Source organism: Pseudomonas fluorescens (assembly GCF_902497855.1).
Lineage (GTDB): Bacteria > Pseudomonadota > Gammaproteobacteria > Pseudomonadales > Pseudomonadaceae > Aquipseudomonas > Aquipseudomonas fluorescens_BI.
In genome coordinates, this window is the sequence record NZ_CABVHU010000003.1 from 99,859 (window position 1) to 124,029 (window position 24,171).

21 protein-coding genes and 1 other RNA gene are annotated in these 24,171 nt (G+C 61.0%); 18 read left to right on the forward strand and 4 right to left on the reverse strand.

The features are described 5' to 3' along the window. Positions 1–163 precede the first annotated feature (163 nt). The 18 genes from rsmI to lpxC all read left to right on the forward strand — a co-directional run bounded on the left by rsmI (position 164) and on the right by lpxC (position 19,694). Positions 164–1,069 (forward strand): 16S rRNA (cytidine(1402)-2'-O)-methyltransferase, encoded by a 906-nt coding sequence (gene rsmI, locus F8N96_RS08030; protein WP_191630722.1) that lies wholly within the window; start codon positions 164–166, stop codon positions 1,067–1,069. A 74-nt stretch (positions 1,070–1,143) separates the two neighbouring features. After that, positions 1,144–1,497, forward strand: an RNA gene (rnpB, locus tag F8N96_RS08035) — RNase P RNA component class A. A gap of 355 nt (positions 1,498–1,852) precedes the next feature. Continuing rightward, on the forward strand, positions 1,853–2,311 hold the full coding sequence (gene mraZ / locus F8N96_RS08040) for a division/cell wall cluster transcriptional repressor MraZ (RefSeq protein WP_150797355.1): 459 nt from the start codon (positions 1,853–1,855) through the stop codon (positions 2,309–2,311). Then, entirely contained in the window at positions 2,308–3,255 is a 948-nt protein-coding gene (gene rsmH, locus F8N96_RS08045; protein ID WP_412071807.1) for a 16S rRNA (cytosine(1402)-N(4))-methyltransferase RsmH, read from the forward strand. The genes mraZ and rsmH overlap by 4 nt, the downstream gene beginning before the upstream one ends. After that, positions 3,252–3,545 (forward strand): cell division protein FtsL, encoded by a 294-nt coding sequence (gene ftsL, locus F8N96_RS08050; protein WP_150767363.1) that lies wholly within the window; start codon positions 3,252–3,254, stop codon positions 3,543–3,545. The genes rsmH and ftsL overlap by 4 nt, the downstream gene beginning before the upstream one ends. After that, positions 3,545–5,284, forward strand: a complete 1,740-nt coding sequence (locus F8N96_RS08055; RefSeq protein WP_191630724.1) for a peptidoglycan D,D-transpeptidase FtsI family protein — start codon at positions 3,545–3,547, stop codon at positions 5,282–5,284. The genes ftsL and F8N96_RS08055 overlap by 1 nt, the downstream gene beginning before the upstream one ends. Then, a complete protein-coding gene (locus F8N96_RS08060; protein WP_150797357.1) occupies positions 5,284–6,747 on the forward strand; it encodes a UDP-N-acetylmuramoyl-L-alanyl-D-glutamate--2,6-diaminopimelate ligase in 1,464 nt (487 codons plus the stop codon). The genes F8N96_RS08055 and F8N96_RS08060 overlap by 1 nt, the downstream gene beginning before the upstream one ends. Further along, positions 6,740–8,107: a UDP-N-acetylmuramoyl-tripeptide--D-alanyl-D-alanine ligase gene (locus tag F8N96_RS08065; protein ID WP_150797358.1), complete on the forward strand. Its 1,368-nt coding sequence runs from the start codon at positions 6,740–6,742 to the stop codon at positions 8,105–8,107. The genes F8N96_RS08060 and F8N96_RS08065 overlap by 8 nt, the downstream gene beginning before the upstream one ends. Further along, complete coding sequence (gene mraY / locus F8N96_RS08070; RefSeq protein WP_150767359.1) at positions 8,107–9,189, forward strand: phospho-N-acetylmuramoyl-pentapeptide-transferase; 1,083 nt, start codon at positions 8,107–8,109, stop codon at positions 9,187–9,189. The genes F8N96_RS08065 and mraY overlap by 1 nt, the downstream gene beginning before the upstream one ends. A 5-nt stretch (positions 9,190–9,194) precedes the next feature. Further along, the gene (gene murD, locus F8N96_RS08075) at positions 9,195–10,541 is read left to right on the forward strand and encodes a UDP-N-acetylmuramoyl-L-alanine--D-glutamate ligase (protein WP_150797359.1); all 1,347 of its coding nucleotides are present in this window, start codon (positions 9,195–9,197) and stop codon (positions 10,539–10,541) included. Continuing rightward, on the forward strand, positions 10,538–11,755 hold the full coding sequence (ftsW, locus tag F8N96_RS08080; RefSeq protein WP_150797360.1) for a putative lipid II flippase FtsW: 1,218 nt from the start codon (positions 10,538–10,540) through the stop codon (positions 11,753–11,755). Before murD ends, ftsW begins: the two co-directional genes overlap by 4 nt. Further along, positions 11,745–12,815, forward strand: a complete 1,071-nt coding sequence (gene murG / locus F8N96_RS08085) for an undecaprenyldiphospho-muramoylpentapeptide beta-N-acetylglucosaminyltransferase (RefSeq protein WP_150797361.1) — start codon at positions 11,745–11,747, stop codon at positions 12,813–12,815. The genes ftsW and murG overlap by 11 nt, the downstream gene beginning before the upstream one ends. Then, a complete protein-coding gene (murC, locus tag F8N96_RS08090) occupies positions 12,808–14,268 on the forward strand; it encodes a UDP-N-acetylmuramate--L-alanine ligase (RefSeq protein ID WP_150797362.1) in 1,461 nt (486 codons plus the stop codon). The genes murG and murC overlap by 8 nt, the downstream gene beginning before the upstream one ends. Then, positions 14,265–15,257: a D-alanine--D-alanine ligase gene (locus F8N96_RS08095; RefSeq protein WP_150797363.1), complete on the forward strand. Its 993-nt coding sequence runs from the start codon at positions 14,265–14,267 to the stop codon at positions 15,255–15,257. Before murC ends, F8N96_RS08095 begins: the two co-directional genes overlap by 4 nt. Positions 15,258–15,261: 4 nt before the next feature. Beyond that, the gene (locus tag F8N96_RS08100; protein WP_064675981.1) at positions 15,262–16,131 is read left to right on the forward strand and encodes a cell division protein FtsQ/DivIB; all 870 of its coding nucleotides are present in this window, start codon (positions 15,262–15,264) and stop codon (positions 16,129–16,131) included. A gap of 14 nt (positions 16,132–16,145) precedes the next feature. After that, positions 16,146–17,405, forward strand: a complete 1,260-nt coding sequence (gene ftsA, locus F8N96_RS08105) for a cell division protein FtsA (protein WP_033061341.1) — start codon at positions 16,146–16,148, stop codon at positions 17,403–17,405. A gap of 71 nt (positions 17,406–17,476) precedes the next feature. Next, on the forward strand, positions 17,477–18,670 hold the full coding sequence (gene ftsZ / locus F8N96_RS08110; RefSeq protein WP_150797364.1) for a cell division protein FtsZ: 1,194 nt from the start codon (positions 17,477–17,479) through the stop codon (positions 18,668–18,670). 112 nt (positions 18,671–18,782) lie between these two features. Beyond that, entirely contained in the window at positions 18,783–19,694 is a 912-nt protein-coding gene (lpxC, locus tag F8N96_RS08115; protein ID WP_064675983.1) for a UDP-3-O-acyl-N-acetylglucosamine deacetylase, read from the forward strand. Positions 19,695–19,892: 198 nt separating this feature from the next. Here lpxC and F8N96_RS08120 read toward each other — a convergent pair whose 3' ends face one another. The 4 genes from F8N96_RS08120 to F8N96_RS08140 all read right to left on the reverse strand — a co-directional run bounded on the left by F8N96_RS08120 (position 19,893) and on the right by F8N96_RS08140 (position 24,165). Further along, complete coding sequence (locus F8N96_RS08120; protein ID WP_150797365.1) at positions 19,893–21,389, reverse strand: sensor domain-containing diguanylate cyclase; 1,497 nt, start codon at positions 21,387–21,389, stop codon at positions 19,893–19,895. A gap of 309 nt (positions 21,390–21,698) precedes the next feature. After that, the gene (locus tag F8N96_RS08125) at positions 21,699–21,923 is read right to left on the reverse strand and encodes a hypothetical protein (protein ID WP_150797366.1); all 225 of its coding nucleotides are present in this window, start codon (positions 21,921–21,923) and stop codon (positions 21,699–21,701) included. A 210-nt stretch (positions 21,924–22,133) separates the two neighbouring features. Continuing rightward, positions 22,134–23,498 (reverse strand): heavy metal sensor histidine kinase, encoded by a 1,365-nt coding sequence (locus F8N96_RS08135; protein ID WP_150797367.1) that lies wholly within the window; start codon positions 23,496–23,498, stop codon positions 22,134–22,136. Next, complete coding sequence (locus F8N96_RS08140; protein ID WP_150797368.1) at positions 23,488–24,165, reverse strand: heavy metal response regulator transcription factor; 678 nt, start codon at positions 24,163–24,165, stop codon at positions 23,488–23,490. Before F8N96_RS08140 ends, F8N96_RS08135 begins: the two co-directional genes overlap by 11 nt. Positions 24,166–24,171: the final 6 nt, after the last annotated feature.

The window sequence follows — 24,171 nt, forward strand, 5'->3', positions numbered from 1 at the left end:
TACTCGATCAAATTAGCGTGGAATTGTACCCAAGCACTGGCCGGGGCGCGATGTTACTGGTGTGAATCGATCAATTTAGCTCATGCAAATGTTGCAGCAGGGCATAAAAGGCAGAAAAACCGAGAATGGCTTGCGCCTGTCGCGAACGTCGCTACGCGCTACAATGGCGGCTTTTACCGATCATGAGGTGTGCGCTTTGACTGCTCCAGGTGTTTTGAATTCCGCTGCTGGCTCGCTTTATGTGGTGGCGACGCCCATCGGCAACCTGGACGACATCAGTGCGCGAGCCCTGAAAATATTGCGCGAGGTGGCCTTGATCGCCGCCGAAGACACTCGTCACTCGCAGCGGTTGATGCAGCACTTCGGCATTCCCACGCCGCTGGCGGCCTGCCATGAACACAACGAACGGGATGAAGGTAGTCGCTTTATTACCCGCCTGCTGGCCGGTGACGATGTGGCGCTGATCTCCGATGCAGGGACGCCGCTGATTTCCGATCCGGGATATCACCTGGTGCGTCAGGCCCGTGCCGCCGGTATCAATGTGGTACCGGTTCCGGGTGCTTGCGCATTGATTGCGGCGTTGTCGGCTGCGGGCCTGCCGTCGGATCGCTTCATTTTCGAGGGTTTCCTCCCGGCCAAGACCGTGGGCCGCCGCGCCCGTCTGGAGCTGGTCAAGGAAGAGCCGCGCACCCTGATTTTCTATGAGGCCCCGCACCGCATCCTTGAATGCCTGCAAGACATGGAACTGGTCTTCGGGCCGGAGCGTCCGGCGTTGCTGGCGCGAGAGCTGACCAAAACGTTTGAAACGCTCAAGGGCCTGCCGTTGGCCGAGCTTCGCGAGTTCGTCGAGTCGGACAGCAATCAGCAGCGCGGCGAATGCGTCGTGTTGGTGTCAGGCTGGTCGGCACCCGAATCCGAGGATGCCGTCAGCAGTGAGGCAATGCGTATCCTCGATCTGTTGCTCGAGGAAATGCCGCTCAAGCGTGCCGCCGCGCTGGCAGCGCAGATTACCGGTGAGCGCAAGAATGTGCTCTATCAGGTCGCACTGGATAAACAGAAGGGCGAGTAAACCCGACGCGAAGGCATGGCCAAAGGCGTTTAGCGCTTGTTCTTCGGCCGCTCTACCGTTAACCTTCGCGGCGGAGAGTCGATCGGACAGTCGCTGCCCTCTATGAAAATTAGGGGGGGGAGGAAAGTCCGGGCTCCATAGGGCGAAGTGCCAGGTAATGCCTGGGAGGCGTGAGCCTACGGAAAGTGCCACAGAAAATAACCGCCTAAGCGCTTCGGCGCCGGTAAGGGTGAAAAGGTGCGGTAAGAGCGCACCGCACGACTGGCAACAGTTCGTGGCTAGGTAAACCCCACTTGGAGCAAGACCAAATAGGGTCCCAAGGCGTGGCCCGCGCTGGGACCGGGTAGGTTGCTAAAGATGTCCAGTGATGGCCATCGTAGACGAATGACTGTTCAAGACAGAACCCGGCTTACAGATCGACTCTCCACCTTTTTCTCCCGCTTCTGCTTTAATCATTGAACAGGGGTGCCATGATGGCAATTTACCCCCTTTCAGAATGATCGGCAGAGCACTTTCGTAATACCGAAAAAATCTTACTCTTAACAAATTACTTTAACTTGTGATCCCAGCCTCTTGTTCTGGCTCAAGTTATTGCCCAGTCTCGCCTGCCCGATTCTCGTTACCCCCTCCCTCATGTTCCTAAATCCCAGTTCTGTAAGGGTTTTCCGTTGATGTGCGCCTTGACGGTGCGGTAGCCGCATTCCTATAGTGTGCACAAGTGGCGGAAAGTGGAGCGAAGTGGGTTTTTTGAGCTAAAACCGCTGGATTTGGAGTAACGCTGACGTGTTTCGCGGAGCTAATGCAATCAGTCTCGATGCAAAGGGCCGTCTCGCTATGCCGAGTCGGTACCGCGACGAGCTGGTTTCGCGCAGTTCCGGTCAGTTGATCGTCACCATCGATGCCGTTGATCCATGCCTGTGTGTGTATCCCCTCGATGAGTGGGAAATTATTGAAACCAAACTGCGTGCACTGCCTTCGCTTCGCGAAGAGAACCGCCGTCTGCAACGTTTACTGATTGGTAATGCCGTCGACCTCGAGCTCGATGGCAGTGGTCGTTTTCTGGTTCCGCCGCGTCTTCGTGACTACGCCAAGTTGGATAAGCGCGCGATGCTGGTAGGCCAACTGAACAAGTTCCAATTGTGGGACGAGGATGCCTGGGATGCGGTTTCTGCCGCTGACCTGGCTGCTATTAAACAACAACCGGGCACCATGCCTGATGAACTGCGTGATTTGATCCTGTGACTATTGATAGCGGCTTTAACCACATCACCGTACTGCTTGACGAAGCCGTCGAGGCTCTCGCCGTACGACCTGATGGCTGCTATCTGGACGGTACGTTCGGGCGCGGCGGACACAGCCGGTTGATCCTCAGCCAGCTCGGTCCAGAGGGTAGGGTGCTCGGATTCGACAAGGATCCTCAAGCGATTGCCACCGGGCAAACGCTAGCGGCCGAAGACGGCCGCTTTGTCGTTGTACAACGCAGCTTTGCCGAGCTCGGTTCGGAAGTCGCCGAACGCGGTCTGGATGGCAAGGTCAGCGGTGTTCTGCTCGACCTGGGCGTGTCCTCGCCACAGCTCGACGACCCTGAGCGCGGCTTCAGTTTCCTCAACGATGGTCCGCTGGACATGCGCATGGACCCGTCCCGCGGGATCAGCGCTGCCGAATTCGTCAACACCGCGCCGGTGGAAGAAATTGCCCGGGTATTCAAGGAATACGGCGAAGAGCGTTTCTCCGGTCGCATGGCCCGTGCCGTGGCCGAGCGTCGCGACATCAGGCCGTTCGAGCGCACTGCCGATCTGGCTGAAGTCCTGAAAGTCGCCAACCCTGCGTGGGAAAAGGGCAAGAACCCGGCGACCCGTGCGTTCCAGGGCCTGCGCATTCACGTCAACAACGAACTGGGCGATCTGGAGGCCGGCCTCGAAGCTGCCCTGGAATGCCTGGAAGTTGGCGGCCGTCTGGTGGTCATCAGCTTCCATTCGCTGGAAGATCGCATCGTCAAACTGTTCATGCGCAAACTGGTGAAAGGCGAAGCCGACAACCTGCCGCGCAACCTGCCGGTTCGTCACGTCGCCTTCGAACCGAAAATCAAGGTCCATGGCAAAGCGCAGTCCGCCTCCGAGGCCGAACTCAAAGCCAACCCACGTTCCCGTAGCGCCATCATGCGTGTCGCGGAGAAATTGCGGTGAGCAAGCTCTTCGCCAAGCCACTTCCTGGCGGCAGCTTTTTCATGTTGCTGCTGTTTATCGGCGTGCTCGTGTCTGCCGTCGGCGTGTCCTACAGCGCCCACTGGAACCGTCAGCTGCTGAACTCGCTGTACAACGAGTTGAGCGTGCGCGACAAGGCGCAGGCGGAATGGGGCCGGCTGATTCTCGAGCAGAGCACCTGGACGGCCCACAGCCGTATCGAAGTCCTGGCAACCGAGCAACTGAAGATGCACATTCCTGGCGCCGCTGAAGTGCAGATGGTGGCGCCATGATGAAACTCGAAGGCGCGCTCTTTCCATGGCGTTTCCGCCTGGTGCTGGGCTTGCTCGGCATCATGGTCGCGGCCATTGCCTGGCGTATCATCGACCTGCAAGTGGTCGACCGCGCCTTCCTGAAAGGCCAGGGCGATGCGCGCAGTGTTCGACATATCCCGATTCCGGCTCACCGTGGCCTGATCACCGACCGTAATGGCGAGCCTTTGGCCGTGAGTACGCCGGTCACCACCCTGTGGGCCAATGCCAAGGAAATGCAGCTGGCCAAAGAGAAGTGGCCGGCACTGGCCGCGGCGCTGGGCCAGGATCCCAAAGCCCTGGCCGAGCGTCTCGAAGCCCAGGCCAATAAAGAATTCATTTACCTGGTGCGCGGGCTCACCCCCGAGCAAGGCCAGTCCGTGCTCGACCTGAAAGTGCCGGGCGTATATGGCATTGAAGAATTCCGGCGTTTCTACCCGGCCGGTGAAGTCACCGCGCACATGGTCGGGTTTACCGACATCGACGACCACGGTCGAGAAGGGGTCGAGCTGGCCTACGACGAATGGCTGGCCGGAGTGCCAGGCAAGCGACAGGTCATCAAGGACCGGCGCGGCCGACTTATCAAGGATGTCCAGGTCACCAAAAACGCCAAGGCCGGAAAGCCCTTGGCGTTGTCCATTGACCTGCGCCTGCAATACCTGGCCAACCGTGAACTGCGCAACGCGATCATCGAGAACGGCGCCAAGGCTGGCAGCCTGGTGATCATGGACGTGAAGACCGGCGAGATCCTCGCCATGGTCAACCAGCCGACCTACAACCCGAACAACCGGCGCAACCTGCAGCCGGCGATGATGCGCAACCGCGCAATGATCGATGTGTTCGAGCCGGGTTCGACCATGAAAGCGATCTCCATGAGCGCCGCCATCGAAACCGGTCGCTGGAAACCAAGCGATACCGTCGAGGTTTACCCGGGCACGCTGCAGCTGGGCAAGTACACCATTCGTGACGTTTCCAAATCCGAAGGTCCGGTGCTCGACCTGACCGGGATCCTGATCAATTCCAGTAACGTCGGCATGAGCAAGGTCGCGTTCGACATCGGCGGCGAAACCATTTTCCGCCTGGCACAGAAAGTCGGTCTCGGCCAGGACACCGGCCTGGGTTTCCCGGGCGAGCGCGTCGGCAACCTGCCGAACTACCGTGAATGGCGCAAGGCTGAAACCGCCACGTTGTCCTATGGCTACGGCATTTCCGTGACCGCGATCCAGTTGGTCCACGCCTTCTCGGCCCTGGCCAACAACGGTCGCCTCGCGCCGCTGACGCTGATCAAGACCGACAAGCCGCCGCAATCCAGCCAGGTCCTGCCGGAAGCCGTCGCGAAGACCATGCAGACCATGCTGCAGCAAGTGATCGAGGCCCCCCGCGGTGTATTCCGTGCGCAGGTGCCGGCCTATCACGTCGGCGGCAAGTCCGGTACCGCGCGTAAAACGTCGGTCGGTACCAAGGGCTATGCCGTGAACTCCTACCGCTCGCTGTTTGCCGGCTTCGGTCCGATGAGCGATCCGCGCTACGCGATCGTGGTCGTGATCGATGAACCGACCAAGGCCGGTTACTACGGTGGCCTGGTATCGGCGCCCGTGTTCAGCAAAGTAATGTCCGGGACCCTGCGCCTGATGAACATCACCCCGGACAATCTGCCACCTGTTCAACAAGCGAACGCAACACCGGTCGTTCCGCTGAAAGCCAATGGAGGGCGCGGCTGATGTCTCTGAGCCTGAATAAGATTTTCGCCCATGCCGGCCGCGATCTGCTGATCCGCGAACTGACCCTGGATAGTCGCAACGTGCGTGCGGGCGATCTGTTTCTCGCCGTTCCTGGCGGCAAGTTCGACGGTCGGGCGCACATTGCCGACGCGTTGCAGCGCGGTGCCGCGGCCGTGGCCTACGAAGTCGAAGGCGCAACCGTGCTGCCGATCACCGACGTGCCGTTGATTCCGGTCAAGGGCCTGGCGGCGCAACTGTCGGACATCGCCGGGCGTTTTTACGGTGATCCGAGCCGCCATCTGAACCTGGTCGGCGTCACCGGCACCAACGGTAAAACCAGCGTCACGCAGTTGGTCGCGCAAGCGCTGGATCTGCTCGGTCAGCATTGCGGTATCGTCGGCACCCTGGGCACCGGTTTCTACGGCGCGCTGCAAAGCGGCCTGCACACCACGCCGAACCCGATCGCTGTGCAAGCGACCCTCGCCGACCTGAAAAAGGCCGGTGCCAAAGCCGTGGCGATGGAAGTCTCTTCCCACGGTCTGGATCAGGGCCGCGTCACGGCGTTGGCGTTCGATGTGGCAGTGATGACCAACCTGTCCCGCGATCATCTGGATTACCACGGCACCATGCAGGCCTATGGCGAAGCCAAGGCCAAGCTGTTTGCCTGGAGCGATCTGAAGTGCCGCGTGGTCAACCTGGACGACGATTTCGGCCGGCGCCTGGCCACCGAAAAACTCGAGTCGCGGCTGATCACCTACAGCCTGGAAGATTCCCGGGCCTATCTTTATTGCCGTGAAGCGCAGTTCGACGACGAAGGTGTGCGCGCCACATTAGTCACCCCGCAGGGCCAGCACCTCTTGCGCAGCACTTTGCTCGGTCGCTTCAACCTGAGCAACGTGCTCGCCGCCATTGGCGCCTTGCTCGGCCTGGACTACGCCCTGGACGAAATTCTCAAGGTGCTGCCGAAACTCGAAGGCCCGGCCGGTCGCATGCAGCGGCTCGGCGGTGGCTCCCAGCCGTTGGTGGTGGTTGATTACGCCCACACGCCGGACGCGCTGGAAAAAGTCTTGATGGCCCTGCGCCCTCACGCCAAAGGTCGTTTGCTGTGCCTGTTCGGTTGCGGTGGTGATCGCGATCGCGGCAAGCGTCCGCTGATGGCCGAAGTGGTCGAGCGCTTGGCCGACGGTGTGCTGGTGACCGATGACAACCCGCGTACCGAAGACCCGGCAGTGATTTTCGATGACATCCGCGCCGGCTTTACCGCTGTGGATAAAGTCACGTTCGTCGCTGGTCGTGGCCAGGCGATCGCGCAGCTGATTGCCGGCGCTTCGGCCGATGACGTGATTGTCCTGGCCGGCAAAGGTCATGAGGACTATCAGGAAATCCACGGCCAGCGTCACGCATTCTCCGATCTGGTCGAGGCCGATCATGCCTTGACCGCGTGGGAGGTGGCTCATGCTTAAGGCGTTGAAACTGAGCGAACTGCCCGGAGCGCTGAACGGCCAGCTGCTGGTGGGCGATGCCTCGTTTGATGGCGTCAGTATCGACAGTCGTGCCATCAAGCCCGGCCAACTGTTTATTGCCCTCACCGGTCCGCGCTTCGATGGCCATGACTATTTGAACGAAGTGGCCAACCTGGGCGCCGCCGGTGCACTGGTCGAGCGTGAAGTTGCCGACAGCGCGCTGCCGCAGTTGCTGGTCAAGGATACCCGCCAGGCCCTTGGGCAACTGGGCGCGATGAACCGTGCCGCGTTTACCCACCCCGTGGCCGCCATCACCGGTTCCAGCGGCAAGACCACGGTCAAGGAAATGCTCGCCGGCATCCTGCGTACGCGCGGATCGGTGCTGGCGACCCGTGGCAATCTGAACAATGACCTCGGCGTGCCGCTGACCCTGCTCGAACTCGCGCCGGAACACACCGCTGCAGTGATCGAGCTAGGCGCTTCGCGGCTCGGCGAAATTGCCTACACCGTCGCCATGACCAAGCCCCATGTGGCCGTACTCAACAACGCAGGAACCGCCCACGTCGGCGAGTTCGGCGGGCCGGAAAAAATCGTTGAGGCAAAAGGCGAGATCATTGAAGGGCTGGCGGCCGATGGCGTCGCCGTGCTCAATCTCGACGACAAGGCGTTCGCCATCTGGAAGGCCCGCGCTGCCGGTCGCCAGGTGCTGACGTTCGCCCTGAGCAATGTCGGCGCCGACTTCTACGCCAGCGACCTGGACCGCGACGCTCGCGGTTGCCCGGCCTTCAATCTGCACAGTCCTGAAGGCGAGCAGCGGGTTCAGCTGAATCTGCTCGGCACCCATAACGTCGCCAATGCCCTGGCCGCCGCAGCGGCAGCCCATGCGCTGGGCGTATCGTTGTCCGGCATCGTCACCGGCCTTGGCACGGTGCAACCGGTCAAGGGCCGCACTGTCGCGCAACTGGCCAGCAATGGCATGCGCGTGATCGATGACACCTATAACGCAAACCCCACCTCCATGTGTGCCGCCGTTGATATACTGGCCGGCTTTTCCGGCCGCACCGTCCTGGTGCTCGGGGATATCGGCGAGTTGGGCGATTGGGCGGAGCAGGGGCACCGCGATGTGGGCGAATATGCCCGTGGCAAGGTAAGCGCGCTTTATGCCGTCGGGCCAATGATGGCTCACGCCGTGAACGCTTTCGGTGACCAGGCCTGGCACTTCGGCACACAGGCTGAACTGATCAAGGCCCTCGACGCCGAGCAAGACACAAACACCACCATTTTGATCAAAGGCTCGCGCAGCGCGGCGATGGAAAACATCGTCGCCGCTTTGTGCGGGACCCGTCTGGAGAAACATTAATGCTGCTGCTGCTAGCGGAGTATATGCAACAGTTCTACAAAGGCTTCGCGGTCTTCCAGTACCTGACCCTGCGCGGGATTCTCGGTGTGCTGACCGCGTTGGTTTTGTCGCTGTGCTATGGCCCGTGGATGATCCGTACCTTGCAGAACCGTCAGATCGGTCAATCCGTTCGCAACGACGGCCCACAATCGCACCTGTCCAAATCCGGCACCCCGACCATGGGCGGCGCGCTGATTCTGTCGTCCATCGGCGTCAGCACCTTGCTCTGGGCTGACCTGAGCAACCGTTATGTCTGGACCGTTCTGCTGGTGACCTTGCTGTTCGGCGCCATCGGCTGGGTCGACGACTATCGCAAGGTGATCGAGAAGAACTCCCGAGGTCTGCCGAGTCGCTGGAAATATTTCTGGCAATCGGTGTTCGGCCTGGGGGCGGCGATCTTCCTGTTCATGACCGCCACCACGCCGGTGGAAACCACCCTGATCCTGCCGATGCTCAAGGATCACAGCATTGCGCTGGGCGCAGGCTTCATCGTGCTGACTTATTTCGTGATCGTCGGATCGAGCAACGCGGTCAACCTGACCGACGGCCTCGACGGCCTGGCGATCATGCCAACCGTGATGGTTGGCGGCGGGCTGGGGATCTTCTGCTACCTCTCGGGTAACGTGAAGTTCGCCGAATACCTGCTGATTCCTTATGTACCGGGCGCCGGCGAGTTGATCGTGTTCTGCGGCGCGCTGATCGGCGCGGGCCTGGGCTTCCTCTGGTTCAACACCTATCCGGCCCAGGTGTTCATGGGCGACGTTGGCGCGCTGGCGCTGGGCGCGGCCCTGGGCACTATCGCGGTGATCGTCCGTCAGGAAATCGTCCTGTTCATCATGGGCGGCGTGTTCGTGATGGAGACCCTGTCAGTCGTGATCCAGGTTGCCTCCTTCAAGCTGACCGGTCGCCGTGTGTTTCGCATGGCACCGATTCACCACCACTTTGAACTCAAGGGCTGGCCCGAGCCGCGTGTGATCGTCCGTTTCTGGATCATCACCGTGATTCTGGTACTGGTCGGCCTTGCCACCCTGAAGCTGAGGTAGAACGAGTGTCTCTGATCGCTTCTGACCACTTCCGCATCGTTGTCGGCCTCGGCAAGAGCGGCATGTCCCTGGTTCGCTTCCTGGCGAACCGGGGCACGTCGTTTGCTGTCGCCGATACGCGGGAAAATCCACCGGAACTGGCCACGCTCAAGCGTGACTATCCGCACGTGGAAGTGCGTTGTGGCGAGCTGGACGTCGACTTCCTATGCCGCGCCGACGAGCTCTACGTGAGCCCCGGCCTGGCGCTGGCGACCCCGGCCCTGCAGGCTGCCGCCGCCCGTGGCGTGAAATTGTCCGGCGACATCGAGCTGTTCGCGCGTAACGCGAAAGCGCCGATTGTCGCCATCAGCGGTTCCAACGCGAAAAGCACCGTCACCACATTGGTGGGCGAGATGGCTGCGGCGGCCGGCAAGCGCGTCGCCGTTGGTGGCAACCTCGGTACGCCGGCGCTGGACCTGCTCAGCGACGACGTCGAGCTGTACGTGATGGAACTGTCGAGCTTCCAGCTCGAAACCACCGATCAGCTCAACGCCGAAGTGGCGACCGTGCTCAACGTCAGCGAAGATCACATGGACCGCTACAGCGGCCTGCCGGCCTACCACCTGGCCAAGCACCGGATTTTCCGGGGTGCCCGACAGTTCGTGGTCAACCGCCAGGATGCCCTGAGCCGTCCGTTGATGGGCGAGGGCCAGCCGTGCTGGACCTTCGGCTTGGGCAAGCCCGATTTCAAGGCCTTTGGCATTCGCGAAGAAGACGGCGAGAAGTACCTGGCCTTCGAATTCCAGAACCTGATGCCGGTGCGCGAGTTGAAAATTCGCGGCGCCCATAACCAGTCCAACGCCCTGGCGGCATTGGCCCTGGGCCATGCCGTGGGCCTGCCGTTCGACGCCATGCTCGCCAGCCTGCGCACCTTCGCCGGGCTCGAACATCGCTGCCAATGGGTCCGCGACCTGGATGGCGTGAGCTACTACAACGATTCCAAAGCCACCAACGTCGGCGCCGCACTGGCCGCCATTGAAGGCCTGGGCGCGGATATCGACGGCAAACTCGTGCTGATCGCCGGCGGCGACGGCAAGGGTGCCGAGTTCAAGGACCTGCGCGATCCGGTCGCGGCCAACTGCCGCGCCGTCATTTTGATGGGCCGTGACTCGGACAAGATCGGTGAGGCCATTGGCGATACCGTGCCGTTGATTCGCGTGGGGTCGCTGGTCGAAGCCGTGGAGCAATGCCGCGCCATCGCAGAAAAGGGCGACGCGGTGCTGTTGTCGCCGGCCTGCGCCAGTTTCGACATGTTCAAGAACTACGAAGACCGTGGTCATCAGTTCGTCCGCGCTGTGGAGGAACTGGCATGAGCCTGAGAAACATCATCAAGCCGTATCCATCGCCGATCATCACCGGGCGCGGTATCGACCTCGATTTCCCGATGCTCGCCGGTTGCCTGGCACTGCTCGGCCTGGGGCTGGTCATGATCACGTCCGCCTCGTCGGAAGTGGCCGCCGTGCAGTCGGGCAACACCCTGTACCACATGATCCGCCACCTGATTTACCTGGTCCTCGGCCTGGGGGCGTGCGTCGTCACCATGATGATTCCGATTGCCACCTGGCAACGTCTCGGCTGGTTGATGCTGCTCGGTGCCTTCGGTTTGCTGGTGATGGTGATCATCCCGGGGATCGGCCGTGAGGTGAACGGGTCGATGCGCTGGATCGGTTTCAGTTTCTTCAACGTACAGCCATCGGAAATCGCCAAGGTATTTGTCGTCATTTACCTGGCCGGTTACCTCGTGCGTCGCCAGAAAGAAGTACGCGAAAGCTGGATGGGGTTCTTCAAGCCCTTCATCGTCCTGCTGCCGATGGCCGGACTGCTGCTGATGGAGCCGGACTTCGGTGCCACCGTGGTCATGATGGGCGCGGCGGCCGCGATGCTGTTCCTCGGCGGGGTCGGGCTGTTCCGCTTCACCTTGATGGTGGCGTTGGCAGTCGGGGCGGTGACCGTCCTGGTGCAGGCGCAACCCTACCGGATGGCCCGCCTGATTACCTTCACCGACCCCTGGGCCGACCAGTTCGGTTCCGGCTACCAGCTGACCCAGGCGCTGATCGCCTTCGGTCGCGGCGAGTGGCTGGGCGTTGGCCTGGGCAATAGCGTGCAGAAGCAGTTCTACCTGCCGGAAGCCCACACTGACTTCGTGTTCTCGGTCCTGGCCGAAGAGCTCGGCATGGTGGGTTCCCTGTGCACCGTCGGCCTGTTCGTGTTCGTGTGTGTGCGCGGCATGTACATCGGCTTGTGGGCCGAGAAAGCCAAGCAGTATTTCGCCGCGTATGTGGCCTACGGCCTGTCGTTCCTGTGGATCGGTCAGTTCCTGATCAACATCGGGGTGAACGTCGGCCTGTTGCCGACCAAAGGCCTGACCCTGCCGTTCCTCAGTTATGGTGGCAGTTCGCTGGTGATCTGCTGTGCCTGTCTCGGCTTGTTGCTGCGCATCGAGTGGGAGAGTCGAACCCACCTGGGCAGTGAAGAGATGGAGTTCCAGGAGAGCGACTTCGCCGAGGAGCCGACCCATGGGCGCTAACGTCTTGATCATGGCGGGCGGCACCGGTGGCCACGTTTTCCCGGCGCTGGCCTGTGCGCGCGAGTTCCAGGCCCGGGGCTACACCGTGCATTGGCTCGGGACTCCGCGCGGCATCGAGAATGAGCTGGTCCCGCTGGCCGGTATCGAGCTGCACCGGATCAACGCCAGCGGCCTGCGGGGCAAGGGCAAACTGTCCCTGCTCAAGGCGCCGTTCATGGTGCTCAAATCCATTTGGCAGGCACGGGCGATCATTCGCCGGCTGCAGCCGGTGTGTGTGGTCGGCTTCGGTGGGTTTGTGACCGGCCCTGGTGGCGTTGCAGCCAAACTGGCCGGCGTGCCGGTGATCGTTCACGAGCAGAACGCCGTGGCCGGTACCGCCAATCGGTTGCTGGTGCCGTTGGCCGCCCGGGTCTGTGAAGCGTTCCCCGACACCTTTACCCTGTCGGGCAGCCGTCGTACCACCGGTAACCCGGTGCGCACCGAGCTGTTCCTCGATACACCGCGACCCGCCCTGGCAGGTCGCAAGGCGCGTTTGCTGATCCTGGGCGGAAGCCTGGGCGCAGAACCGTTGAACAAGTTGCTGCCTGAAGCCCTGTCGCAAGTCGCCCCCGACCTGCGCCCGGACGTGTTTCATCAGGCCGGCAAACACCACGATGAAGTGACCGCAGAGCGCTATCGCGCGGCTGGCGTCGAGGCGCAAGTGCAGCCTTTCATCAAAGACATGGCCCAAGCCTATGGCTGGGCCGACCTGGTGGTGTGCCGCGCTGGCGCGCTGACCATCAGTGAACTGGCTGCCGCCGGTCTGCCCTCGATGCTGGTGCCATTGCCCCATGCGATCGACGATCACCAGACCCGCAATGCCGATTATTTGGCCCGTGAAGGCGCTGCCTTCCTGATGCCACAAAGAACGACTGGCGCAGCGGATCTTGCCGCACGCCTGACAGAGGTCCTGATGCAACCACAACGACTCGCCGACATGGCCACCGCCGCCCGCCGCCTGGCCAAACCCGATGCCACCCGTAACGTGGTCGATACCTGCCTGGAGGTGGCCCATGGTTGAGAATCAGAAAGCCATGCCGCATCCGGAAATGCGCCGCATCCGTCGCATCCACTTCGTCGGTATCGGCGGCGTGGGCATGTGCGGCATTGCCGAAGTGTTGCTGAACCTGGGCTACCAAGTGTCCGGTTCCGACCTGAAGGCTTCGCCGGTGACCGAGCGTCTGGAGTCCTTTGGCGCCCAGATCTTTATCGGCCATCGTGCCGAGAACGCCGCGAACGCCGATGTGCTGGTCACCTCCAGTGCCGTGAACACGTCCAACCCGGAAGTCGCCACCGCCCTGGAACGCCGGATTCCGGTGGTGCCGCGGGCAGAAATGCTCGCCGAACTGATGCGTTATCGCCACGGCATCGCCGTCGCCGGTACCCACGGCAAAACCACCACCACCAGCCTGATCGCTTCGGTGTTCGCCGCAGGTGGCCTGGACCCGACATTCGTGATCGGTGGCCGTCTGAATGCCGCGGGCACCAATGCCCAGCTCGGCTCCAGTCGTTACCTGATTGCCGAAGCCGATGAAAGCGACGCCAGTTTCCTGCACCTGCAGCCGCTGGTGGCCGTGGTCACCAACATCGACGCCGATCACATGGCGACCTACGACGGTGACTTCAACAAGCTGAAGAAAACCTTCGTCGAGTTCCTGCACAACCTGCCGTTCTACGGTCTGGCGGTGGTGTGCCTGGACGATCCGGTGGTGCGCGAAATCCTGCCCCTGATCAAGCGTCCGACCGTCACGTACGGCTTCGGCGATGACGCCGATGTGCGCGCGATCAATGTGCGCCAGCAAGGCATGCAGACCTTCTTCACCGTGCTGCGTCCTGACCGCGAGCCGCTGGATGTCTCGGTGAACATGCCGGGCAACCACAACGTGCTCAATTCGCTGGCCACCATCTGCATTGCCACTGACGAAGGCGTCAGCGACGAAGCCATCGTCCAGGGCCTGTCCGGGTTCCAGGGGGTCGGCCGTCGCTTCCAGGTCTACGGCGAACTGCCGGTAGAAGGCGGCAACGTGATGCTGGTCGACGACTACGGTCACCACCCGACCGAAGTGGCCGCGGTCATCAAGGCCGTGCGCGGTGGCTGGCCGGAGCGCCGCCTGGTGATGGTTTACCAGCCGCACCGCTACAGCCGCACCCGCGACCTGTACGACGATTTCGTCAATGTATTGGCCGATGCCAACGTCCTGCTGCTGATGGAAGTCTATCCGGCCGGCGAAGAGCCGATCCCCGGGGCCGACAGCCGCAAGCTGTGCAACAGCATTCGCCAGCGCGGTCAGCTTGACCCGATCTACATCGAGCGTGGCGTCGATCTCGCGCCGCTGGTCAAGCCGCTGCTGCGTGCCGGCGACATCCTGCTGTGCCAGGGCGCCGGTGATATCGGTGGTCTCGCGCCGAAGCTGTTGAAGAGTCCGTTGTTCGCGGGCGCCGTTGCCGCGCCGAGCGTGGGGAAGTTGAAATGACTGCCGTTTACGCCAACCTCGCCTCCACTGTCGCGCCGAAAGACTTCGGCCGCGTCGCCGTGCTGTTCGGCGGCAAGAGTGCCGAGCGCGAGGTATCCCTGAAGTCGGGTAACGCGGTGCTCGACGCGCTGCTGAGCGCAGGAGTCGATGCGTTCGGTCTCGACGTCGGCGACGACCTGCTGCAGCGTTTGCTTGCCGAAAAAATCGACCGCGCCTTCATCATCCTCCACGGTCGTGGCGGTGAAGACGGCAGCATGCAGGGCCTGCTCGAATGCCTGGGCATTCCGTACACCGGCAGCGGCATCCTGGCCTCGGCACTGGCGATGGACAAGCTGCGCACCAAACAGGTCTGGCACAGCCTCGGCATTCCGACGCCACGCCACGCGGCGCTGAGCTCTGAGGCCGATTGTATTTTGGCAGCGACGGAACTGGGCTTCCCTTTGATCGTCAAACCGGCCCATGAAGGTTCAAGTATCGGTATGGCCAAAGTGACTTGCGCGTCTGAATTGATCGACGCGTGGAAAGCGGCCAGTACCTACGATTCGCAAGTGTTGGTCGAGCAATGGATTCAAGGTCCGGAGTTCACCATCGCCACCCTGCGTGACCAGGTGTTGCCACCGATTGCCCTGGGCACGACCCACAGTTTCTACGACTACGACGCCAAGTACGTGGCATCCGATACCCAGTACCGGATCCCGTGTGGCCTCGACAGCAGCAAGGAACAAGAACTCATGGACCTCACGGCCAAAGCCTGTGAGGCGCTGGGTATCGCCGGTTGGGGCAGGGCGGACGTGATGCAGGACGTCGACGGGAAGTTCTGGTTCCTGGAAGTCAACACCGCACCGGGCATGACCGATCACAGTCTGGTGCCGATGGCCGCCCGTGCCGCCGGCCTGGATTTCCAGCAACTGGTATTGGCGATCCTGGCAGCCAGTGTTGCCGGTAACGCCGCCATTCACGCTGCCAATAACCAAGAGCCGCGAGGTTAAGACCATGCAAGGCGCCCAGCTGAGACATCAGCCTCCCGCACCGACCGGCCGCAAGCCGGTGCCGCGGGGTGCCAGCCGAATGGTGGCCAAAGAGCCGATGTCCGCGCGCCTGCCCAAAGCCAATTTTGCGTTTATCAAAAGCCTGTTCTGGCCGGTGCTGCTGGTAGCGCTGGGGTTCGGCACCTACGAAGGCGCGCAACGTTTGCTGCCGTATGCCGATCGGCCGATCAGCAAGATCGCCGTGCAAGGCGACTTGAGTTACATCAGCCAGCAAGCGGTGCAGCAGCGGATCGCCCCGTTCGTGGCGGCGAGCTTCTTCACCATCGACCTGGCGGGCATGCGCACCGAGCTGGAACAGATGCCATGGATTGCCCACGCGGAAGTACGCAGGGTGTGGCCGGATCAAGTGGTGATCCGCCTGGAAGAACAGCTGCCGGTGGCCCGTTGGGGCGATGAGTCGCTGTTGAACAACCAGGGTCAGGCATTCACCCCGCGTGAACTGGCGAACTACGAACACTTGCCACAGCTGTTCGGCCCACAACGGGCTCAACAGAAAGTGATGCAGCAATACCAGGTACTGAGCCAGATGCTCAGGCCATTGGGCTTCTCGATTGCACGGCTGGAGTTGCGTGATCGAGGCAGCTGGTTCCTGACCACCGGCGCAGGCAGCGCGGGGCCGGGGATCGAACTGCTGCTGGGACGCGGCAATCAGGTGGAAAAGATGCGCCGCTTCATTGCCATCTATGACAAGACGCTCAAAGAACAGATTACGAACATTGCGCGCATCGATCTGCGCTACGCCAACGGCCTCGCTGTTGGCTGGCGGGAACCGGTAGCGCCTACGACAGCCCAACCCGCTGTCGCGAAGAATTAAGAGAGGCAGGACCCATGGCAAACGTGCAAAGCGGCAAAATGATCGTAGGTCTCGATATCGGCACCTCCAAGGTGGTGGCGCTGGTCGGCGAGGTCTCGGACGACGGCACGCTGGAAATCGTCGGGATCGGTACCCATCCGTCCCGTGGCCTGAAGAAAGGCGTGGTGGTGAACATCGAGTCCACCGTGCAGTCGATCCAGCGCGCGATCGAAGAAGCGCAGTTGATGGCCGGTTGTCGGATCCACTCGGCGTTCGTCGGCGTGGCGGGCAATCACATCCGCAGCCTGAACTCCCACGGCATCGTGGCGATTCGCGATCGCGAAGTCAGTTCCGCCGACCTCGAGCGCGTGCTCGACGCCGCCCAGGCGGTGGCGATCCCGGCTGACCAGCGCGTGCTGCACACCCTGCCGCAGGATTACGTGATCGATAACCAGGAAGGCGTGCGTGAGCCGCTGGGCATGTCGGGCGTACGTCTGGAAGCCAAGGTTCACGTGGTCACCTGCGCCGTCAACGCCGCACAGAACATTGAAAAATGCGTGCGTCGCTGCGGCCTGGAAATCGACGACATCATTCTCGAGCAACTGGCTTCCGCCTACTCGGTCCTGACCGACGACGAGAAAGAGCTGGGCGTGTGCCTGGTGGACATCGGCGGCGGCACCACCGACATCGCGATCTTCACCGAAGGCGCGATCCGTCACACCGCGGTGATCCCGATTGCGGGCGACCAGGTGACCAACGACATCGCCATGGCGTTGCGCACCCCGACCCAGTACGCCGAAGAAATCAAGATTCGCTACGCCTGCGCCCTGGCCAAGCTGGCCGGTGCCGGTGAAACCATCAAGGTGCCAAGCGTCGGCGACCGTCCGCCGCGCGAGCTGTCCCGCCAGGCCCTGGCCGAAGTGGTCGAGCCGCGTTACGACGAGCTGTTCACGCTGATCCAGGCCGAACTGCGTCGCAGCGGCTACGAAGACCTGATCCCGGCCGGCATCGTGCTGACCGGCGGTACCTCGAAAATGGAAGGCGCGGTCGAACTGGCCGAAGAGATCTTCCACATGCCGGTCCGCCTGGGCGTGCCCCATGGCGTCAAGGGCCTGGACGACGTCGTCCGCAACCCGATCTATTCCACCGGCGTCGGCCTGTTGATGTACGGCCTGCAGAAGCAGTCCGACGGGATTTCGTTCTCGGGCATCAGCAGCCGCGACAGCTACAGCAATGAAGAACCGAAAGTCGCCTTGCTCGATCGCTTCAAGAGCTGGGTACAGGGCAACTTCTAAAGATTTACCGCAGCACCGTTGTAGATACAGGCAGTAGGCGCAAAAACTAGAGAAATGAAAGGAGAGGGAAAATGTTCGAACTCGTAGACAACATCCCCGCAAGCCCGGTTATAAAAGTTATCGGTGTTGGCGGAGGCGGCGGCAACGCCGTCAACCACATGGTCAAGAGCAACATTGAAGGCGTTGAATTCATCTGCGCCAACACTGATGCCCAGGCGCTGAAAAGCATCGGCGCGCGGACCATCCTGCAACTGGGCACCGGCGTGACCAAAGGTCTCGGCGCTGGCGCCAACCCTGAAGTAGGTCGTCAGGCCGCTCTCGAAGACCGTGAGCGCATTGCCGAGGTCCTGCAGGGCACCAACATGGTGTTCATCACCACTGGCATGGGCGGCGGTACCGGTACCGGTGCTGCGCCGATCATTGCCGAAGTGGCCAAGGAAATGGGGATCCTCACCGTTGCGGTGGTGACCCGTCCGTTCCCGTTCGAAGGCCGCAAGCGCATGCAGATCGCCGACGAAGGTATCCGTCTGCTGTCTGAAAGCGTTGACTCGTTGATCACCATTCCCAACGAGAAGCTGCTGACCATCCTTGGCAAGGACGCAAGCCTGCTGTCCGCATTCGCCAAGGCCGACGATGTACTGGCCGGTGCCGTTCGCGGTATCTCCGACATCATCAAGCGTCCGGGCATGATCAACGTCGACTTTGCCGACGTACGGACCGTGATGAGCGAAATGGGCATGGCGATGATGGGCACTGGCTGCGCCAGCGGTCCGAACCGTGCACGCGAGGCCACCGAAGCGGCCATTCGCAACCCGTTGCTCGAAGACGTGAACCTGCAAGGTGCACGCGGCATCCTGGTGAACATCACCGCCGGTCCTGACCTGTCCCTGGGTGAGTACTCCGACGTGGGTAGCATCATCGAAGCCTTCGCTTCCGAGCACGCGATGGTCAAGGTCGGTACCGTTATCGATCCGGACATGCGCGACGAGCTGCACGTGACTGTGGTTGCCACAGGTCTGGGCGCGAAAATCGAGAAGGCTGTGAAGCTCATCGATAACACCGTGCATACCTCCATGGCTTCCCAGCCACAACAACAAGCCCCTGCACGCCAGGAACATCCAGCGGTAAACTACCGTGATCTGGACCGTCCGACCGTCATGCGCAACCAGGCTCAGGCCGGTGCTGCGGCTGCCGCGAAGATGAATCCGCAAGACGACCTGGACTACCTGGACATTCCGGCTTTCCTGCGTCGTCAGGCCGATTGATGGAATGTATCAGGGCTATGAAGGTGATTGGTGTTCAGCAAAGGCGTGGTCTGCTATTATCGCCAGCCTTTGTTGATACCAGTTCGCAATTTGCGCTGAAGCGGCCCAAGCCATGATTAAACAACGCACACTGAAAAATATTATCCGTGCCACAGGTGTAGGCCTGCACTCCGGGGAGAAGGTATACCTGACCCTCAAGCCAGCGCCTGTCGATACCGGCATTGTGTTTTGTCGTGCCGACCTCGACCCTGTGGTGCAGATTCCTGCACGCGCGGAAAACGTTGGTGAAACCACGATGTCGACCACATTAGTCAGTGGTGACACCAAGGTGGATACGGTTGAGCACTTGCTCTCGGCCATGGCTGGCCTGGGCATCGATAACGCCTACGTCGAGCTCTCCGCGTCCGAAGTTCCGATCATGGATGGTAGCGCTGGACCTTTCGTATTCCTGATTCAGTCGGCCGGCCTGGAAGAACAGGACGCCGCGAAGAAATTCATCCGCATCCTGCGGGAAGTGACAGTGGAAGACGGCGACAAGCGCGCCACTTTCGTCCCTTTCGAAGGCTTCAAGGTGAGTTTCGAGATCGATTTCGATCACCCGGTTTTCCGTGACCGCACACAGAGTGCAAGCGTGGATTTTTCCAGCACTTCGTTCGTAAAAGAAGTCAGCCGTGCCCGTACCTTTGGTTTCATGAGTGACATCGAGTATCTGCGCAAGCACAACCTCGCACTCGGCGGCAGCGTTGAAAACGCTATTGTGGTCGACGCGGATGGTGTACTGAACGAAGACGGTCTTCGTTATGAAGACGAATTCGTCAAGCACAAGATCCTCGATGCAATTGGTGACCTCTACCTGTTGGGCAATAGCCTGATTGGTGAGTTCAAGGGCTTCAAGTCCGGACATGCATTGAACAACCAGCTGCTGCGCAAGTTGATTGAGCAGACAGATGCCTGGGAAGTCGTGACTTTCGAAGACGCCAGCACTGCACCGATCTCTTACATGCGCCCAGTTGCGGCCGTGTAAGCAAAAAACCTCTCTAGTTTTTCAAGGCTGCCTTCGGGTGGCCTTTTTTTATGCTCATCGTTCCCACGCTCTGCGTGGGAATGCCGCCATGGACGCTCCGCGTCCGCTGTTGAGGCTGTGACGCGGAGCGTCACGGGATGCATTCCCACGCAGAGCGTGGGAACGATCTTTGTCCTGGCGGCCGCAACCGCAAACATCTCACCGCACAGCAACCACCCGATTGCGCCCACTTTCCTTCGCCTGATACAGCGCCTTGTCCGCGGCAAACAGCAATTGCTCCAGGCTGAAGTCGCTCTTTGTGGTCCAGGTGCTGATCCCGATACTGACAGTCATCGGCGACCCTGCATCCGCCGTCAACGGCAACTGCTCGACCGCTGAACGGATATGTTCGGCAATCCGCTGCGCACCCTGACTGTCGGTTTCGGCGAGAACCACTGAAAACTCCTCGCCGCCATAACGGGCAACCAGATCTGCCGGACGTCGGACATGGGCGCTGATCACCTTGGCTACCGAGCACAACGCATTATCGCCACCCTGATGCCCATGACGATCGTTGAACGCCTTGAAGTGGTCGGCATCGATCATCAGCAGCGACAACGGCATGCCCGAGCGTTGGGCTCGAAACCATTCATGGCGCAGGACCTGATCCAGCGTTCGGCGGTTGGCCAGACCGGTCAACGCATCCGTGGCGGCCAGTTGCGCCAGTTCCTGCTCGGCGTTATGCCGCAGGCGCAATTCCCGGCTGAACAACCAGGTCAGCCAGAGCAGGCTCACGCACAGGGCCAGGGTCGCGAGGCTGATCACCAGCGTCGTGCGCTTCCACGACGCAAAGACTTCATCGCTGGACAGGGCAACGATGACGATCAACGGCAAGTCGCCCACCTTGGAGAACGTGTACAGGCGTTCATCCTGGTAGAGGCTGGAAGTGCCGGTGAAGCTGCCGTTGCCTTCTTTGACGATGCGCTGGAAGTTGGGACGATTGCTGAAGTCCTTGCCGATCATGTCCTCGGCCGGACGCGGTTGCAGGGCCAGCAGAATACCGTCCTGGCTGATCAGAGTGACGGTACTGTCGCGACCTATGTTCAAGCTGTTGAACAACTGATCGAAGTAGTTCAAGCGCATGGCCGCTTCGGCCACACCCAGGAACTCGCCTTGGGTGCCACTGATCCGGCGGCTGAAACTGATACGCCATTCATGTTCAGCCTCTGCGGACCTGAACGGGCGGCTGATGAACATCCCCGGGGTCCGATCATTCACATGGGACTGGAAGTATTCACGGTCGGCAAAGTTGCCCTTTCTGGGTTGCACCGAGGCCGAATCGGCAATCACGTCGCCCTGGTTATCGAGCAACAAAATGTCGCCTTTGTAGGGCGCAGCCGTGGCGCGGTCGAACAGGGCCAGGTGGCGGATGAGCGGGGATACGGATTTGAGGTCTTCACGCTGCGAGGCGGCAATCAAACCCAACAACGACAGATCGTAGAGCTGTATGTTGCGCAGGACGTCGGCGTCGATCAATTGCACGATATTGGACGCTGCGCGAGTGGCCGACAACTCGGCGTTGGCGCGTTCACGGATCAGCAGGAAGGCGACCATGCTCAGTATGGCAATCACCAACAGTAAACTGCCGAGAGTCAGAAGCCGTTCCGGTCGTGTCGAACGGATCGGGTGGTGAGGTATCGCACGGCGCACACTCATGGTTCTGACTTCTACTGATAAGGCAATAAGAAACTGCTGGTGCAAGCGTCGGGGCAGCGCGCCGGAGACCGGTAGCGTTTACAGCGCCTGTATAAATCCCAAGCAAAAAAAAGGCCAGCAAAACATGCTGGCCTTTTTTGTAGCCTGTGTCAGGAAAAGGTAAACGGGTCGTCGCTGATCACTCGGTTATCGTTGCAGCAAGTGCAACGAACGGCAAAAAAAAAGCCGCTGACAGCAGCGGCTTGAAGACAACGTTTCACAGGTAAGAGCCGATGAAAGTGTCGAGGGAAACAGAGTGTTTTCTAACAGTCAGCTGTCTTTTTCCAGGCCGGTCTGGGCCCGATTGGTCGACGCCTGAGGGGTTTGCGCGGCATCCTGAGCCTTGGCCGTCATTTCGCTCTGATACTCTTCGAACGCTGCAGCCCGTGCATTGTTTTGCGCGGCGAAAGTCTGCGACTCTTCAGCCATGGCGACCGGAGACAGGAACAACGAGGACAAAACGAAAGCGCTGGCAATACCCATTGTGTTGGACATCTTTAAAACCTTCTTGCTTGGCAAGTGCTGTTTGGTGCGGCAAAGATAAGGCGCAATGAGGCGGGGAAAAAGAGCAGATTCATGAAAGGACTGTTGCGTAAAATACAAGGATCGCATCTGTAGGAGCCGGCTTGCTGGCGAAGGCGTCCTCATGGGCGGTGCAAGGCTCGAGGGCCTCTTCGCTGGCAAGCCAGCTCCTACAGGGGGCCGTCAGACCGGCAGGTGGATACCGAAGGTATTCATGCCGTGGTCACTGCGCACAAACACGTCCCCGCCATGCATCAGTGCAATCGCCTTGACGATCGCCAGACCCAGGCCGTGGTTGTTGCCACTGTTGCTGCGCGAAGCATCGACCCGATAGAAGCGCTCGAACAGTCGCGGCAGATGCTCGCTGGCAATCGGCAACCCCGGGTTCGCGACACCGATGCTCACCTGATGCTCCTCGGCCTCGATCCGCACCTGAATCACTTGCCCGGGGTCGGTGTGTTGCACGGCATTGCTCAGCAGGTTGATCAACGCCCGGCGCAGATGAGCGATCTCGATCCGCACCTGGGCATCGCCACTGACCTGCACCTGGACCTGGGCGTCTTCGAGGATGAAATCCAGGTATTCCAGGGTGGTGGCCACTTCATCCGCCAGGGAGGTGGACGTCAGCTTGGTGGCCTTGCTGCCCTGGTCGGCGCTGGCGAGAAACAGCATGTCATTGATGATCGACCGCAGCCGCTCAAGCTCTTCCAGGTTTGATTGCAGCACTTCGAAGTAGTGTTCGGCGGAACGGCCACGGGTCAGTGCCACCTGGGTCTGGCCGATCAGGTTGGTCAGCGGCGAGCGCAGTTCGTGGGCGACGTCGGCGTTGAACGATTCCAGGCGCGAGTAGGCCTGTTCGACCCGTTCGAGCGTGGAGTTGAACGAGTTGACGAACTGATCGAGCTCCGGCGGCAGTGAGGCCAGTCGCAACCGTCCGGAACGCAATGGCGGGGCCAGGCGCTGGGCTTCCTGAGACAGCTTGATCAAGGGCTTGAGGCCGATCCGCGCCACCCAATAGCCGAGTGCCGAGGCCAGTAACACCCCGATGATCGCCAGGCTGATCAAGGCGATCAACAAATGGTGCTGGGTCTGCAAAAACGTTTCGGTGTCGATGCCGATCATGAAACGCAGCGGCGGTCGCTGATCCTTGGCGGGAAACTGGCTGACCAGTACCTTCAAGGGATAAGGCTGATCCGGCAGTTTCAGGTCTCGCATCCCCAGTGGCCCTTGGGCAAAGGCGCGAATCTGCGGCGTCAGGTTGCCGTATTCGTAGTGGGGGTCGCCGCTGATGATCCAGAAACTGATGCGCTTGTCTTCTTCACCCAGCAGCTTGAGCTTGTTGTTGATCTTCACCCAATGCTCCGGCGTGCCGTAACGGCCGACGGTGGATTCGAGCACGCTGTAGCGCGCATCCAGCTCGGCTTCGGGCAACAACCCCAGGCCTTTATCGACTTGCTGATAGAGCGCCCAGCCGATCAGCAGGAACACCAGCAGCGCTACCAGAGTGAACATTCCGCTCAGGCGCAGAGCAATCGAATTACTGGACACCACGGCTCTCCAGCACATAACCCATGCCGCGGATGGTGTGCAGCAGTTTCTCTTCGAACGGGCCGTCGAGCTTGGCCCGCAGGCGTTTGATCGCGACTTCGACGACGTTGGCGTCACTGTCGAAATTGATGTCCCAGACCATTTCGGCAATGGCGGTTTTCGAGAGGATTTCACCTTGTCGACGGGCCAGCACACTGAGCAGCGAGAACTCCTTGGCCGTCAGGTCCAGGCGCATGCCGGCGCGGGTGGCCTTGCGGCTGATCAAATCGATCCACAGGTCGGCGATGCTCACCTGCACCGGTTCATGGCCACCGCTGCGGCGTGTCAACGCCTGTAGCCGTGCCACCAGTTCGAGGAAGGAAAACGGTTTGCCGAGGTAATCGTCGGCGCCGTCGCGCAGGCCTCTGATGCGGTCTTCCACTCGCTCGCGGGCGGTGAGCATGATCACCGGGGTTTGCTTGCGCGCACGCAACGCGCGCAGTACGCCGAAGCCGTCGAGGCCCGGCAGCATGACGTCGAGGACGATCACCGCGTAGTCGCTTTCCAGCGCCAGGTGCAAGCCGCCGACGCCGTCGCGCGCCAGGTCCACGGTGTAGCCCTGTTCCGTCAGGCCGCGATGCAGATAGTCCGCGGTTTTTTCCTCGTCTTCGATAATCAGAACGCGCATGACCCC

Excerpts from the sequence above, each read along its gene's own strand:
- F8N96_RS08125 (WP_150797366.1), bottom strand. The coding sequence starts at position 21,923 with ATGTCCAACACAATGGGTATTGCCAGCGCTTTCGTTTTGTCCTCGTTG.
- ftsW (WP_150797360.1), top strand. The coding sequence starts at position 10,538 with ATGAGCCTGAGAAACATCATCAAGCCGTATCCATCGCCGATCATCACC.
- ftsA (WP_033061341.1), top strand. The coding sequence starts at position 16,146 with ATGGCAAACGTGCAAAGCGGCAAAATGATCGTAGGTCTCGATATCGGC.
- mraY (WP_150767359.1), top strand. The coding sequence starts at position 8,107 with ATGCTGCTGCTGCTAGCGGAGTATATGCAACAGTTCTACAAAGGCTTC.
- F8N96_RS08100 (WP_064675981.1), top strand. The coding sequence starts at position 15,262 with ATGCAAGGCGCCCAGCTGAGACATCAGCCTCCCGCACCGACCGGCCGC.
- F8N96_RS08065 (WP_150797358.1), top strand. The coding sequence starts at position 6,740 with ATGCTTAAGGCGTTGAAACTGAGCGAACTGCCCGGAGCGCTGAACGGC.
- F8N96_RS08095 (WP_150797363.1), top strand. The coding sequence starts at position 14,265 with ATGACTGCCGTTTACGCCAACCTCGCCTCCACTGTCGCGCCGAAAGAC.
- murC (WP_150797362.1), top strand. The coding sequence starts at position 12,808 with ATGGTTGAGAATCAGAAAGCCATGCCGCATCCGGAAATGCGCCGCATC.
- F8N96_RS08140 (WP_150797368.1), bottom strand. The coding sequence starts at position 24,165 with ATGCGCGTTCTGATTATCGAAGACGAGGAAAAAACCGCGGACTATCTG.
- F8N96_RS08120 (WP_150797365.1), bottom strand. The coding sequence starts at position 21,389 with ATGAGTGTGCGCCGTGCGATACCTCACCACCCGATCCGTTCGACACGA.
- lpxC (WP_064675983.1), top strand. The coding sequence starts at position 18,783 with ATGATTAAACAACGCACACTGAAAAATATTATCCGTGCCACAGGTGTA.
- ftsZ (WP_150797364.1), top strand. The coding sequence starts at position 17,477 with ATGTTCGAACTCGTAGACAACATCCCCGCAAGCCCGGTTATAAAAGTT.
- F8N96_RS08055 (WP_191630724.1), top strand. The coding sequence starts at position 3,545 with ATGAAACTCGAAGGCGCGCTCTTTCCATGGCGTTTCCGCCTGGTGCTG.
- murG (WP_150797361.1), top strand. The coding sequence starts at position 11,745 with ATGGGCGCTAACGTCTTGATCATGGCGGGCGGCACCGGTGGCCACGTT.
- rsmI (WP_191630722.1), top strand. The coding sequence starts at position 164 with ATGGCGGCTTTTACCGATCATGAGGTGTGCGCTTTGACTGCTCCAGGT.
- F8N96_RS08060 (WP_150797357.1), top strand. The coding sequence starts at position 5,284 with ATGTCTCTGAGCCTGAATAAGATTTTCGCCCATGCCGGCCGCGATCTG.